The sequence below is a fragment of the Pseudoalteromonas sp. genome (genome assembly GCF_041629635.1).
Classification (GTDB): domain Bacteria; phylum Pseudomonadota; class Gammaproteobacteria; order Enterobacterales; family Alteromonadaceae; genus Pseudoalteromonas.
On the sequence record NZ_JBFKMX010000008.1, the window covers coordinates 19749 to 33550 of the forward strand.

At 40.4% G+C, this 13802-nt stretch carries 12 protein-coding genes; 7 read left to right on the forward strand and 5 right to left on the reverse strand.

The genetic code is table 11. From position 1 onward, the window contains the following. From ABYD77_RS02250 to nadE, 3 genes are all read left to right on the forward strand, one after another. Nucleotides 1-1056, forward strand: a complete 1056-nt coding sequence (locus tag ABYD77_RS02250) for a lipocalin-like domain-containing protein (RefSeq protein ID WP_372766590.1) — start codon at nt 1-3, stop codon at nt 1054-1056. Between the two features lie 153 nt (nt 1057-1209). Continuing rightward, nucleotides 1210-1857 carry a YceH family protein gene (locus ABYD77_RS02255; protein WP_372766592.1) on the forward strand — a complete coding sequence of 216 codons (648 nt, stop codon included), beginning with the start codon at nt 1210-1212 and terminating at the stop codon, nt 1855-1857. Between the two features lie 15 nt (nt 1858-1872). Beyond that, nucleotides 1873-2703, forward strand: a complete 831-nt coding sequence (nadE, locus tag ABYD77_RS02260; protein ID WP_372766594.1) for an ammonia-dependent NAD(+) synthetase — start codon at nt 1873-1875, stop codon at nt 2701-2703. A 63-nt stretch (nt 2704-2766) separates the two neighbouring features. Here nadE and ABYD77_RS02265 read toward each other — a convergent pair whose 3' ends face one another. Next, the gene (locus tag ABYD77_RS02265; protein ID WP_372766596.1) at nt 2767-3168 is read right to left on the reverse strand and encodes a hypothetical protein; all 402 of its coding nucleotides are present in this window, start codon (nt 3166-3168) and stop codon (nt 2767-2769) included. Between the two features lie 124 nt (nt 3169-3292). Next, complete coding sequence (locus ABYD77_RS02270; RefSeq protein WP_372766598.1) at nt 3293-5809, reverse strand: zinc-dependent metalloprotease; 2517 nt, start codon at nt 5807-5809, stop codon at nt 3293-3295. A 170-nt stretch (nt 5810-5979) separates the two neighbouring features. Here ABYD77_RS02270 and ABYD77_RS02275 point away from each other — a divergent pair, with 170 nt between their 5' ends. Then, the gene (locus tag ABYD77_RS02275) at nt 5980-8055 is read left to right on the forward strand and encodes a S9 family peptidase (RefSeq protein WP_372766600.1); all 2076 of its coding nucleotides are present in this window, start codon (nt 5980-5982) and stop codon (nt 8053-8055) included. A gap of 1 nt (nt 8056) precedes the next feature. Further along, nucleotides 8057-8647 (forward strand): DUF938 domain-containing protein, encoded by a 591-nt coding sequence (locus tag ABYD77_RS02280; RefSeq protein WP_372766602.1) that lies wholly within the window; start codon nt 8057-8059, stop codon nt 8645-8647. Here the strand turns inward: ABYD77_RS02280 and ABYD77_RS02285 are convergent. Then, the gene (locus tag ABYD77_RS02285) at nt 8621-9763 is read right to left on the reverse strand and encodes a GNAT family N-acetyltransferase (protein WP_372766604.1); all 1143 of its coding nucleotides are present in this window, start codon (nt 9761-9763) and stop codon (nt 8621-8623) included. The genes ABYD77_RS02280 and ABYD77_RS02285 overlap by 27 nt on opposite strands. A gap of 73 nt (nt 9764-9836) precedes the next feature. Here ABYD77_RS02285 and ABYD77_RS02290 point away from each other — a divergent pair, with 73 nt between their 5' ends. Both ABYD77_RS02290 and ABYD77_RS02295 read left to right on the forward strand, forming a co-directional pair. After that, entirely contained in the window at nt 9837-11144 is a 1308-nt protein-coding gene (locus ABYD77_RS02290; protein ID WP_372766606.1) for an alpha/beta hydrolase, read from the forward strand. 127 nt (nt 11145-11271) lie between these two features. Then, entirely contained in the window at nt 11272-12357 is a 1086-nt protein-coding gene (locus ABYD77_RS02295) for a GGDEF domain-containing protein (RefSeq protein WP_372766608.1), read from the forward strand. A gap of 25 nt (nt 12358-12382) precedes the next feature. On the opposite strand, the gene ABYD77_RS02300 is transcribed toward ABYD77_RS02295, so the two are convergent. Both ABYD77_RS02300 and ABYD77_RS02305 read right to left on the reverse strand, forming a co-directional pair. Further along, nucleotides 12383-12877: a YcxB family protein gene (locus ABYD77_RS02300; RefSeq protein ID WP_372766610.1), complete on the reverse strand. Its 495-nt coding sequence runs from the start codon at nt 12875-12877 to the stop codon at nt 12383-12385. A 6-nt stretch (nt 12878-12883) separates the two neighbouring features. After that, the gene (locus ABYD77_RS02305) at nt 12884-13783 is read right to left on the reverse strand and encodes a prenyltransferase (protein ID WP_372766612.1); all 900 of its coding nucleotides are present in this window, start codon (nt 13781-13783) and stop codon (nt 12884-12886) included. Nucleotides 13784-13802: the final 19 nt, after the last annotated feature.

A 13802-nucleotide genomic window follows, 5' to 3' on the forward strand; every position in this document is an offset into this window, starting at 1 on the left:
GTGAAATCCGTTTATGTCTTGTTATTTACTTTGTTTATGCTATCGGGTTGTGAAAAAGCGCAACAGCCGCAAGAAAAACAGCTTTTACATACCATGCGCGGTGAGCCTGTAGATGCAAAACGTGGCTTGAAGTTTCCTGAAGATCATGGTGCACATTTAGCGCAAGGCATTGAGTGGTGGTATATCACAGCTACTCTGAAAGCAGACACCGGCGAAACTTTTGGTGCACAATGGACGCTATTTAGAACTCAAGTGCCGCTGCCATTCGAATCAACATGGTGGGATGATCAGCTCTACTTTGCGCATTTCGCAATGCAACATCAGCAAAAGCACGTGGCGTTTGAACGCTACGCCCGCGCTGGCCAAGCGCAAATCACGGCAATGCCATTTGCTGCTAGTTTAGATGATTGGTCACTAAAGAGTACACAGCAAAGCTTTTTGCCTCTACAAATGAAAGCCAAGCAAGGCAGCTATGCCATTGATATGTTGCTAACTAATAGCCCGCTGACACTACACGGCGATAATGGCTATAGCCAAAAAACACAAAGTGGCCATGCCTCTTACTATTTTAGTTACCCGTTTCTTGAAACTGTGGGCACTCTCACTTTTGAAGGTAAAGAATATAAAGTGACGGGCAATGCCTGGTACGATAGAGAATGGTCGGCCAGCTTAATCGATAAAAATCAAATGGGTTGGGATTGGTTTAGCCTAGTAAGTGACAGGGATGAGACACCAAAAACAGGCTTGATGCTATTTTGTATTCGTGATGCTTTGCAAAACTATGATTACTGCAGCGGCACGCATATCGATGAAAAAGGCCAAACAAAGCAAATTTATAAACAAGATATACAGTTAGAAAAGCTCGAACACATTAGCATTGATAACAAACGCTTCCCGAGTAAGTGGCGTGTTACTTTGCCGAATATCGAGCCAATTGTGATTGAAACCATCACCAAAGATTCAGTCAATAAGCTCTCAATTCAATATTGGGAAGGCCGAGTGGAAGCCATTGGCGGGTTTAAAGGAATTGGGTATGCTGAGTTATTTGGATATTAAAATAGCGCAATTTTTAACCTTAACACGGCTCAAACATTGATAAATAGCAAGACCATGAGTAGTTTGAATACCAATTACTATGCTAATTCTTGCTTTTAATATAAGTTGAAATGAATTTAAAAAGACAGTTAAAACAATATGAATAGGATGACTATGGTACTTAATTTTTCTGTTGTTGAGCAACGGATCATAGGCTGCTTACTTGAAAAACAACAAACAACCCCAGACCAATACCCTCTTTCGCTTAATAGCTTAACCAACGCCTGCAATCAAAAATCCAATCGTGAGCCGGTTTTAGATTTATCTGAATCAGAAGTACAAGATGGTTTAGATTCACTTGCTGCAAAACGCTTAGTGACAGTTGATGAAGGCTTATCTGGGCGCGTTAATAAATATGCGCACCGTTTTTGTAATACTGAATTTGGCTCAATAAAGTTAACCGATCAGCAAAAAGCGATTATCTGCTTAATGCTGGTGCGTGGTGCACAAACTCCGGGTGAACTAAGAACGCGTTCTAATCGATTAGCAGACTTTAGTAATGTGACTGAAGTGGAAAGCGCACTAAATGCCTTAGTAGAGCAAGAATATGTTGTGAAGTTAGAGCGAGAGCCAGGCAAGCGTGAATCGCGTTTTATGCATTTATTTGGCGATACGGATATTTCTGAACTCAAGGCGATGAATTCGAATGCGCAATCAACGGTTGTGGCTAGCCATCAAAGTGATGAAGTGGCACAATTACGATTAGAAGTTGCTGAATTACGCAGCGAACTTGCAGAAATTAAATCACATCTAGGTTTATAACACAGGAGAAAACCAGTGCGCGCTGAAATCATGGCTGAAATGAAGGTACTGCCTTCAATCGATCCTCAAGCAGAAATTACCCGTCGAGTGGCATTTATTAAAGGTAAGCTGGTGGAATCAGGTACGCGCAGCTTAGTGCTAGGTATCTCTGGCGGTGTTGATTCGTCAACGTGTGGTAAGCTTTGCCAGCTAGCCATTGATGAGTTAAATCAAGAACACGCTACTGATAAATACCAGTTTATCGCCATGCGTTTACCTTATGGGGTGCAAGCAGATGAAGATGAAGCGCAAGTTGCTGTTGATTTTATTCAGCCATCAAAGCGCGTGACTGTAAATATTAAGCCAGCAACTGATGGTATGCACTCAGAGGCGCTAGCAGCGCTTGAGGCTGCGGGTATTGAGCCACCAGCACAAAGTGCTATTGATTTTACCAAAGGCAATGTAAAGGCGCGTCAGCGCATGATAGCGCAATATGAGATTGCAGGCTTAACGCAAGGCTTAGTTGTTGGTACAGATCACAGTGCTGAAAATATTACAGGCTTCTATACCAAGTTTGGTGATGGTGCCTGTGATTTAGCACCACTATTTGGTCTTTCAAAACGCCAAGTTCGATTGCTCGCAAAAACCTTAGGTGCGCCAGAACTACTAGTAACTAAAACACCAACTGCTGACTTAGAATGTGACCGCCCTGGCCTTGCTGATGAAGATGCACTTGGTGTGAGCTACGATCAGATTGATGACTTCTTAGAAGGTAAAGAAGTATCGAGTGAAGTTGAAGAAAAGCTGATTGCGATTTATAAGCGCACAGAGCATAAGCGCCAGCCAATCCCAACAGTTTATGATTAATATTTACATAGTTATGGCATAAAAAACCGAGATTTATCCTCGGTTTTTTATTTTGTATGACTTTTATTTATTGCGAGTAATTCCCACAGCTAATTTCATTACCACTTCAACAGGCACTCGGTTCGTATTTTGGTCACTTGGTAGATATGATATTTTTGACATATCTGTTAGCTGCTGCTGCGTAATCCAATTATTTGGTGTAGTTGAAATCAGCTCTTTTGTAACTTCGTTGCCGTTTGAATCTATGATTAGCTTATATGTCATCATTCCAGGTTGTTCTGGTAACCAAGAAGGGCGTTCGCCGCGAAATTTTTTTGTTTTTTGCGGTTGAAATACCCAATATTCTTTCACTTCACTTTGCTCTACTTTTATAGGAGCTTGTGTAAAGTAAGGCTCGCTTGGTTCTTCTGTTGAATTACATGCACTAAGTAAAAAAAAGAGTGTTATAAATATAGTTTTCTTCATAAAAATCATATCCTTTGATATTTAAAATGAAGCGCTAGGTTACAATAAAAAAGCCGAACAATAAATGTTCAGCTTTTGGTTTGTACGTTTTAAAGCACAGGAATAAATATTAACTTAATGCCTTTTAAGCTTTTAATGCCTTTTCAATTAGCATATCAATATAAGCTTTTTGTGCTTTTGCTGCATCTGATGCAAACAACGATAGGCTTGCGCCTTGAATATCTTGTAGTTGTTTAAATGCTGCGGCTTTTGACATATTGTCGTGCTTAGATGGCTTTTTAACACCAGTTACAGCGATAAGGTTTGTCACATATTCTGTTTGCAGATTGTGGCTTACCGATGTTGCCGATTTAGCATCAACAAAAATGGCTGCAGTTAAATCGTTTAAGAAGCTATTTACATCGTACTCATTGCCGTATTTGGTACTATCAGAAATACGTGTCATTACATTTGGATGTAACAACTGAGCTAATACGTTCTTTTGCATACCTAACACCATAGCATGGTACTTAGGATCTTCGTTTTTACCGTAATGACTAAAGCCACGGCGTTGGTGCTGCATTTTATTCAGTAGCGGCTCCATTGCTGATAGTGCATCTGGTGCAAATACGAAGTTTGTTAGTACGTTCATAGCTTCTTTTTGCTTAGCAAGTGGAACTGGTGAGTAAGGTTGTGTATTGCTACCTACATTGTCGCGCTCTACATAAACACCACCAATGTAACGCGATACAACGCCCGCTTGAGCATGGTATTGACCAAATAGCATATTCGCTTTTACGAGTAGCTCTTGATACGAATCACCGTCTTTAAGCGCAGTTTGCTCAAGTTTGCCAAATGTTTGATTAACCAGTTCCATACGATCTTTCGCATAGGCAACCGCATTTGACGACATATCGCCAATCATCACACGTGGGTCGATGTGACGACCTGGTGCGCGCATATCGTCGGCATCATTACCGAATGCTAAACCATGTTCACTAGAGCGTTTTAAAATAGATTCTAAACGCGCCGCTTCCGCTGCTGCATCAGTTAAACCTTGAGAGTAACCATACTCAATTGCCCAATCATCGTAAGGGCCTGGCTTATCTTGGAAGTAGTCACCTTGCTCCATGCCCACTGGGGCAATATTCGCAGGTGTGTAGTCCATTACTGAACCAGTTAAAATACCTTGTGTTTTAGCTTTATCGTGAACTTCTTTTTCATCCCACAAGATAGACGCTTTCATATTGTGGTTTAAGCCAAGTGTGTGCCCTACTTCGTGAAGGATAAGCATCTTAAGGCCTTGATCAAGGATCTCTTTCTTCGCGATATCGGTAGTTGCAAGCGAATTAGCTAGCATCATACCCTGCTGTAATTCATGCCCTTGGCTGCAATGTAAGCCTTGTTGGCTTGCAATATCATGACTGTGAGCGATTGAAGAAGCCGCTTGACTGTATAGGCTATCCATCATCCAACGGTTTTTCATAAACACGTATTCAAGCATGATATCAGAGCCTAAAATTTGGCCTGTTAGAGGGTTTGCAAGTGATGGACCGTAACCACCAAATGGAGGACGTGGTGAAGATGTCCAACGTAATACGTTATAGTTAATGTCACCTGCATCCCACTCGGCATCATCTGGCTGTACTTTTACTTCAATGGCATTTTTGAAACCTGCTTTTTCAAACGCTAAGTTCCATGCGAGTACACCCTCTTTTACTGTTTCGCGCCACTCCACAGGTGTGGTATTTTCAATCCACCATGTAATTGGTTCAACTGGTTCTGAAATTGCGGCATTAGGGTCTTTTTTAACAAGGTTCCAACGATTAATGTAATCTTGATAAGGTGCCCAGTCGCTAGTTGTCATATCGTCAAACTGCTGACCAAAGTAACCAATACGCGAATCATCTTTACGTGGCTGGTAGTCATTTTGTGGCAGTTCAATAAATGAATGCTGAACTTTTACTGATACTGTACGCGGATCGGTTACTGATTGTGTGCCACGAACTGTAGGATTAGCATTATTAAATACATAATCTACAACGATATCTAAGTTATTGGTGTAATTGCGGTTACTAAGAATGCGTGATTTTTGGTCATCTAGTTTGCCTGGGTTAAAACGTTTACTGGCATTTTTGTCACCGGCGCGCTTCCAAGGAGATACTTTATGAAGCGCCTCGCTTTTAAAGAGTTTATCTACTTTAAGTGCAAACTTGCCCTCTTCTTCTTTTTCGATTTTTAAGCTTGCTAACACCGCTTCACTTATATTTGCATCGCTTGCTTTCGCAATTGCATTGTTTGGATCAAACTTATAGCGCGGCGTTTTACTAATAATATCAATACGATCAAAGTGGCGACGGAATTCAATTAACTTTGTTTCACGGTACGAACCACGTACATGTCCCGCATCAATTACACCATCAACAGTGTGCGCAAAGTAAACGTAAGGCTTATTTAAGTTTGCCTCACTGATCACCATCATGGTTTCACCGGTTTTTGTATCTTGATAAAGGTTAAAAAGACCTTCTGAAACTGTTTTTTTCTCAAGCATTTCAGCCAGAGTTTTATCTTTTTTATCGTCTTTCTTCTTATCATCTTTTGCTAGTGCTGCACTGCTTGCAAAGCTAAGTGCTACGGCAAGTGAAAGTAGCTTTAATTTCATTGTGTTTCCCTTGGAACTTGCAAAGTTAATCTTTGTTTTATCAAAAAATGAGTCTACCCAATGCAAAAACAGATTCAAAACGTAAAAAGTAACTTAATGTTAACGATGCATTATTTTGCTAAACTGCGGCCATTACTAATGCTATTCATTTTGGGTTTATAGCTAACTTCATGACAACTCTACGTTTAGACCGTACCGCAATTGCCCCAATTGCGACTAAAAAAGCAAAAATTCTTAGTTCACACAATGTGGAGCGCACCGATAATTATTATTGGATGCGCGATGATGATCGAAGTGCACCAGCTGTACTTGAACATCTCGCAGCTGAAAATGCGTATTGTGATGCGGTTCTTAAACCAACAGAAGAGTTGCAGCATCAGCTTTTTGCAGAGCTGAAAGGTCGTATTCAAAAAGACGACAGCACAGTACCGGTAAAGGATGGTGATTATTGGTATCACAGTGAAGTAACAGGTGATGATGAATATGCACGTCACTATCGCACCACCAGCTTTGCTGGCGACAATAAGTTGCTGTTATTAGATGTGAACGCACTTGCTAGCGAACATGAATTTTACGATCTAGGTGAAATTGGCATTAGCCCCAATGATGAGTTATTAGCTTACTCAGAAGACACCGAAAGTCGCCGCATTTACACCGTGCGCTTTAAGCACATTGCGTCCAATACCTTCTTAGATGATGTACTAGAAAATACCGAAGGCCAAGTGATTTGGGCTAATGATAATAAAACAGTATTTTATGTAAGGAAGGACTTACAAACTTTATTGGGCTACCAAGTATATCGCCATATTCTTGGAACCCCTCAAAGTGAGGACGTGTTGGTTTATGAAGAAGACGATCACAGCTTCTATATGGGGCTTGGTAAAAGCCGTGATGATAGTTTGTTGATGATTGATCTTGCCGCGACTGAAACTACCGATTGCTTAGTGCTTGATGCAAATAATCCAATGGGCGAATTTAAACGCTTAATTCCCCGTGAAGAAAATCATATTTATGATATTGATAAACTTGGCGATGAGTATGTTATTTACTCTAATTGGCAGGCAAAAAACTTCAGAGTTTTAACTGCAAATGCTCAAACCATTAGCCAAAAATCACAGTGGCAAGAGTTTGTTGCCCATCGTACCAATGTATTGATTGAGGGCATTGAGTTATTTAATCAGTTTAAAGTAGTGACAGAACGTGAACTAGGGCAAATTCGCTTTATTATTTATCCAAAAAATGGCGACAGTTTTGCGCTTGTGTTTGATGACCCATGCTTCTTTGCAGGAATTGGCGATAACCCTGAGCCAAATACCGATAAAGCGCGCATTTTTTATTCGAGCTTAACCACACCGAGTAGCTTATTTGAGTTTGATTTAAACACCGGTGAAAAGCGCGTTCTGAAACAGCAAAAAGTGTTAGGCGAATTTGATGCAACACATTATCAGGCTGAGCGCTTGATGATCACTAGCCGTGATGGGGTGGATATTCCAGTATCCTTGGTTTATCGCAAAGACTTATTTAAACAAGATGGCAGCAACCCGATTTATCAATATGGTTATGGTGCTTACGGTATTACGATCGATCCTAATTTTTCTGCGCATAACCTAAGCTTGCTCGACAGAGGGTTTGTTTATGCCATTGCCCATGTACGCGGCTCTGAAATGCTTGGTCGTGAATGGTACGAGCAAGGCAAAATGCAGCATAAGCAAAATAGCTTTAATGACTTTATTGATGTAACTAAGGCCTTAGTTGAAAAAGGGTATGGCGCAAAAGACAAAGTATTTGCATCGGGCGGCAGTGCTGGTGGCTTACTTATGGGTGCGGTGGTAAACCAAGCGCCAGAATTATACCTCGGCATTGATTGCACTGTTCCTTTCTTAGATGTACTAACAACCATGTTAGATGAAAGTATTCCACTTACTACCAATGAGTATGATGAGTGGGGTAACCCAAATGAGCGTGATGCTTATGATTGGATTAAAGCATATTCACCATACGATAATATTTGCGCACAAGACTACCCAAATATTTTAGTCACAACCGGATTTCATGATTCCCAAGTGCAGTATTGGGAACCAATGAAATGGGTAGCTAAGTTGCGTGAGTACAAAACTGATAATAACTTACTGTTATTTAAAACCGATATGGATAGTGGCCACGGTGGCGCATCTGGGCGCTTTAAAAGCTTAAAAGAACGTGCGTTAGTGTTGGCGTTCTTCTTGTCATTACTTGCAGAGAAATAACATGCAGCCCTACTCTAAAGCTTGTGAAAAAAACAAAGAACCGATTTTAGCTATTTTAAAATTGGCCTTTGCAGATGTAGCTCGCGTTTTAGAAATAGGCTCTGGCAGTGGACAGCATGCTGTTCACTTTGCCCCTGCACTACCGCACTTAATTTGGCAAACTAGTGATGTACCGGTTAATCATTCGGGTATGCAGTACTGGTTAGATGCGTTTCCTGCACCAAACCTGCTACCGCCCTTGTCGCTTGATATTTCAGAGTCTTGGCAAATTACTCAATACGAAGGCATGTTTACTGCCAATACCTTGCATATTGTTAACCCTCAACTGGTCGAAGCGTTTTTCGAAAAAGTGAAGCGCTTTTTAGCGCCAAATGGCACCCTCTGTATTTATGGGCCATTTAACTACAATGGCCAGTTCACATCAGACTCTAACGCTGAATTTGACCAATGGTTAAAAGTAAAAAACAGCACGCGTGGTATTCGTGATTTTGAATGGATTTGTCAGCTTGCAGCAGAAGCTGACCTTGAATTGATTACCGATCATGAAATGCCTGCGAATAACCGTTTATTGGAGTTTATTAAACGGAAGTAAGGCGTCACATTGCGCTTTATAGTCTGCTATTTGTTGCCACTCTTGTTTTAGGTAGTTTGCAATAGCAGGCCGAAACATCTTGTCGCGAATGTGGTGGCATGAATAGGTATATTCAGGTTCAAAGCCACGCAAAATCTTATGCTCACCTTGAGCACCCGCATTAAAGTTATCGAGATGATGCTCAATACAATACTCTATGCCTTGATAGTAGCAAAGTTCGAAATGCAGGCTATCAAATTCTTCTAAGGCACCCCAATAGCGGCCAAACAGTGACTTTTGCCCTTTTACAAATAAACTCGCCGCGACCATTTCTTGATCTTTAAACGCAGCGATTAGCACAAGGTTATCGCACATTTTATCGTGTAAACGCTTAAAAAGATTAAGATTTAAGTAACCATGATGGCCAGAACGTTTTAAGTAGGTAGCGCAATAAAACTGATAAAACTGAGTAATATTTTGTTCTGTAATTTGGTTATTCTGTAAAACGTCTATGCTGTCGATTTGCGACTTGGCTTTGTTACGCTCTTTTTTGATACTTTTTCGCTTTCTCGCGGTGAGCTTATCTAAATATTGCGAAAAGCTTTGATATTGTTGGTTATGCCAACTAAATTGCACCCCTCTTCGTGCATTCACCTGTTCGCACTCTAGCTGGAGTAATTCATCTTTTAGGCAAAAGTTTATATGCCATCCTGACCAAGCGTTTTCTTCGGCTAACGTATTTAAAAGTGATTTTATAAACGGATAAATTGCATTATCTGTTGTGTTTTTAAGCCCGATTCTGGTTTCAGGTACTGGTGTAAAGGGGACGGCGCATATCCATTTGGGGTAGTAATCTAATTGATACCTTTCATACGCTTCAGCCCACGCCCAATCAAACACATACTCACCATAGCTGTGACTTTTAACATAGCCCGGCAGTAGTGCAACCAGTTTGTCTTTTTGAAAAATAGCAATATGGTAAGGTTGCCACCCTGTGTGTGCACTCACGCTACCTGATAACTCTAAACTCGATAAAAAGTGGTAATTGGTAAAGCAACTTGTACTAAAACAATCGCGCCACTGTATCTCGCTAATTTCATTTATATTTGTATAAATTTTGTAGTGAAAATTAGACATGCTCTTAGGTTATTTTGGTATAGTTCAGTTGGGTTGTGTGGAATTGATATTAATACAAAAAGGGTAAAGGGTAATGACTTATTTTACGAAAGTGCTTGGCTTAGTGTTAGCTGGTTTTAGTTTCAGCGTTTCGGCAGATTGTTTATCCCAAAGTAACGATATCAATTTTATATTAGACGCAAAAACGCAAGGCCAATTTCGCTATTTACCGCAATCTCAGCAAGCCAAGGTAATTGATTTAAAAGGCTTAAGCTTTACTGATTATTTACGTGAAAGTGAGCAACATATCGCGTCTTTTAACCCGCGAGCAGCCACCCCTTGCCCGATTGATAACTATGTTATCAATCAACAAAATATTGCATCACCAACCATTTTAGACCTAGTAAAACCGTATCAATTAACACAACCAAATAGCCAAAAGGTGGTGGTGCTATTGCATGGTTTAACCGATTCACCTTATAGCTTTCATGATTTATCTGCGTTTTATCATCAACAAGGTTTTAATGTGCGCACAGTGTTATTACCTGGTCACGGCACAGCTGCTGAACACTTACGTTATGTTGATTACAAAGACTGGCAAGCGATTGCAGCGTTTGCTATTGAGCAATCACTTAATGATTTTGAGCAGGTTTATTTAGGCGGTTTTTCAACTGGTGCGGGCCTTATTTTAGATTATATGTTGACGCGCAAGTCACTCGATAAAAAACTTGCTGGTGTGATGCTGTTTGCGCCTGCAACAAAAGCGAAAAATTCAATGTCATGGCTTGCGCAGTACATTGACTATATTCCTTTTTTAAATTGGCTCGATAAAGACGCCGATGTTGATTTTGCCAAGTATGAGTCGTTTCCTATTAATGCAGGTGCCCAGGTGCATTTACTCATGAATGAAGTGTATCCATTTAAGACACAGCACAAAACGCACAGTGTGCCGATGTTTGTTGCTGTGCCTGAGCATGATATGACGATTGAAACTAGCGCAACTCTTGATTTGTTAGCACAGTGGCAGCAAAGAACGCCTTCACCTCTTACTTTAGTGTATTACGGTGAACGCGCTAATTTAAGTATGTTCAAGGGGGCTGATAAAGTAAAGCTAGTGACACCACAATGCCAAACAGAGTGTGACACGCAAATTCAAATGGCACACACAGCTATTCCAAATACTGCAGAGAATGTGCATTATGGTGAAAAGGCAGGCTATCGAAATTGTGGGCATTACCTAGATGATTTAGCAAAATACAATGAGTGTAAAGTGGTGGAGGATATTCATGAATCTGAAATTACATTCTCAGCGAAAGAGCAATATAACAGCTTTAAGCGTTTAACCTATAACCCGTATTACGCGCAGCTAACCGAAGAACTTGCTATATTTTTAAATAACTAAGCAAGTTGGGTATTAAGTTAACGCTTTTTATACCCTTTTTCGAGCCATAGATTAGACTTAAAGCTAACAGTCAAAAGCAAACGCTTGGTTTACTTTACGCAACTTTTTAAAGATAAAAATAATAAAAATGCAGCAAAACAACTCACATAGAACAGATTGGTGGCGCAACTTTATAGAAGTTGACGGTTTGCACAGTGCTGAATTAAAGCGCCGAGTCTTCTCATTTTTAGCAATGTCAGGCATTGCCTTGGTGGTGTTTTCAGGTTTATTACTTGTAAACTTTCAAACTTATCCTTGGCTGTTAAGCATAACCTTACTGGGTGCATTAATTGCCGTTTTTATTAACGTAGTGATTTATTTTAGTACCCGCCAACTTAAGTATTGCAGTATTGGCATTGCACTTACGGTGTTGCTGTTAAGTATTTTATTGGTTTATACCGGAGGCAAAGAAAACACCGCACTTTATTGGCTTATGTTTTACCCTGTGGTGGTCTTTACTATGCTGGGAGTGCGCTCTGGGCTCTTATTAACGGCGCTTGCTGTAAGTACTATTGTTTTTCAATTATATGGTCCTGATTTCGGCCAAGCAAATTATGGTCAAACTGAAAAAACCCGCTTTCTCTCTGGCTTTTCGTTAGTGGTATTATTTGCCTTTATTAGTGAGTACTTTCGTGACAAAAGCCACCAAGCGATTACTAGTATTACCTACAACCAGAAACAAAAAGCCAACACCGATGCACTTACTGGTTTACCAAACCGCCGCTTTATTGATGCTATATTTCTAACAAAAATGGAAAGAGCGACATCCGAATTTTTACCCATGGCAGTTATTATGTGTGATATTGATCGCTTCAAAGCGGTGAATGACAACTATGGCCATGATATAGGTGATAAAGCGTTGATGCATATTGCTAAGTTGATGCAAAATCAGCTGCGTTACTCGGATGTGGTGGCGCGTTATGGCGGCGAGGAATTCATTATTTGTTTGCCGCATGCATCAATGCGTCAAGCGGTACAAATAGCCGAAAAACTAAGAAAGAATATTGAAGTCCACCCGGTTAATCTGGATAACGGCGAAGAACTTTCACTTACAGCGAGTTTTGGTGTGGCAGAAGTACATTCAGTAGTCGCGTTTTATAATGCGGTAAAACAAGCCGATGAGGCGTTATACAGTGCAAAACGCAATGGACGAAACCGCGTTGCGACACTATAAAAAAGCGAGCTAATAGCTCGCTTTTTTAATGAACAATATCTACTTGATAAACCGCAAGGTGCTCTTCAATAAAGCGTTCTGTTTCTGCGGGCATAAAGGCTTTAGAAAGATAAGTTTGTTGGCCTTTGTAATTAACAAATATCATGCCTTTTGGCGTGTGAATGATTTGTTTTATCTGATCCCATTCAAGCAGCGATTCTGTATACGGGTTTTTACTTTCAATGCCATCATCATTCATGGTGATGGTAACGGTTGAATTAGACGCCCTGCTCCACATTTGGCGCGCCAACCACCATGGGCGGCGGTAGTAAAAACTAATAAACTCTAAAACACCTAAACCAACCATAATATAAGGTGCTACGCCACCCATATCAGTAAAGATTATTAATCCCATGCCAATACCGATAAAACTACCAGCAAACCCGTATTTAGGTGATTGATGTGGGCTGTGTGGTAGCGATTCATCAAAACATTCTTCAAGATAATTTTTGTCGAGTGTGAATTGGTAACTAATGGTCATTGGTATTTAACTTTTACTCATAAATAAAGCGAGAGATAACATCAACGGAGTTAAGTTTGCCGCTGCGGCAACTAAGCCCATGGCGGGCAAATGCTGCGCAATATTATCGCCTAAACGGTACAAGTATACCAAGGAAATCAAGCAAAGTCCGAGCGGCAGCAATGTAATCAATGCAAGTGTAGGCAATAAATTACTAGCAACGAAATAGAGTAAACAACCGATAGCAACGAATAAAGAAAATGCAAACACCTGTCTGGCAAATGTAACCCCATAATGAATCGCAAGGTGGTTTCTACCAACGTTTTTATCTTCTGAAATATCGGGAAACTGATTCATTAGTAATAAATTGTTGGTAATTAAAAATGGCACTAAGGTGATAGCCAACAAAGAAAAATGCAACTCACCAGTTTGCGCCACAAATACCCCTACTGGCATTAAAACAGCAAAACCAAGGCCAGGCGCAATAAAGCAGAGCCATGGGTGCTTATTTAAGAAACTGGTATACGTGATAACAATAAGCAAACCTAAAACACCTATCGGAATAAGCGACACACCGACAGTTACAATAAAAAATGCGCCAATTGCTAATACTATTGAAATGGCAACAATCGCTAGTTTCTTAACATAGGTGGCTAAATGTGGATGCTGTTTTAATAACCCACTGCCGCCACTAAAAGGCGTGCGATTAGTGTTTAAGTCTAAGCCACTTTGAAAATCTTGATACTCATTGATGGTGTTAACTGCAATTGCAGCAAATGTTGCACCTAAAATTGACAGTGCCGCAAACAGAAAATTAATGTGAAATCCAAGATAATTACAATAGGCTAAGCCAACAAGGCAAGATAAAGGTGCTAAGGTGAGAAATGGCGGCCTTATCGCTGGTAGCGCAGCAATGTAGTTGTTCATAAGACACTTCCTAATGTCG

What these genes read in the sequence shown, in the direction of transcription:
- ABYD77_RS02305 (WP_372766612.1), bottom strand. Translation starts at nt 13,783, where the DNA reads ATGAACAACTACATTGCTGCGCTACCAGCGATAAGGCCGCCATTTCTC.
- ABYD77_RS02280 (WP_372766602.1), top strand. Translation starts at nt 8,057, where the DNA reads ATGCAGCCCTACTCTAAAGCTTGTGAAAAAAACAAAGAACCGATTTTA.
- ABYD77_RS02300 (WP_372766610.1), bottom strand. Translation starts at nt 12,877, where the DNA reads ATGACCATTAGTTACCAATTCACACTCGACAAAAATTATCTTGAAGAA.
- ABYD77_RS02290 (WP_372766606.1), top strand. Translation starts at nt 9,837, where the DNA reads ATGACTTATTTTACGAAAGTGCTTGGCTTAGTGTTAGCTGGTTTTAGT.
- ABYD77_RS02270 (WP_372766598.1), bottom strand. Translation starts at nt 5,809, where the DNA reads ATGAAATTAAAGCTACTTTCACTTGCCGTAGCACTTAGCTTTGCAAGC.
- ABYD77_RS02255 (WP_372766592.1), top strand. Translation starts at nt 1,210, where the DNA reads ATGGTACTTAATTTTTCTGTTGTTGAGCAACGGATCATAGGCTGCTTA.
- ABYD77_RS02275 (WP_372766600.1), top strand. Translation starts at nt 5,980, where the DNA reads ATGACAACTCTACGTTTAGACCGTACCGCAATTGCCCCAATTGCGACT.
- ABYD77_RS02265 (WP_372766596.1), bottom strand. Translation starts at nt 3,168, where the DNA reads ATGAAGAAAACTATATTTATAACACTCTTTTTTTTACTTAGTGCATGT.
- ABYD77_RS02295 (WP_372766608.1), top strand. Translation starts at nt 11,272, where the DNA reads ATGCAGCAAAACAACTCACATAGAACAGATTGGTGGCGCAACTTTATA.
- ABYD77_RS02285 (WP_372766604.1), bottom strand. Translation starts at nt 9,763, where the DNA reads ATGTCTAATTTTCACTACAAAATTTATACAAATATAAATGAAATTAGC.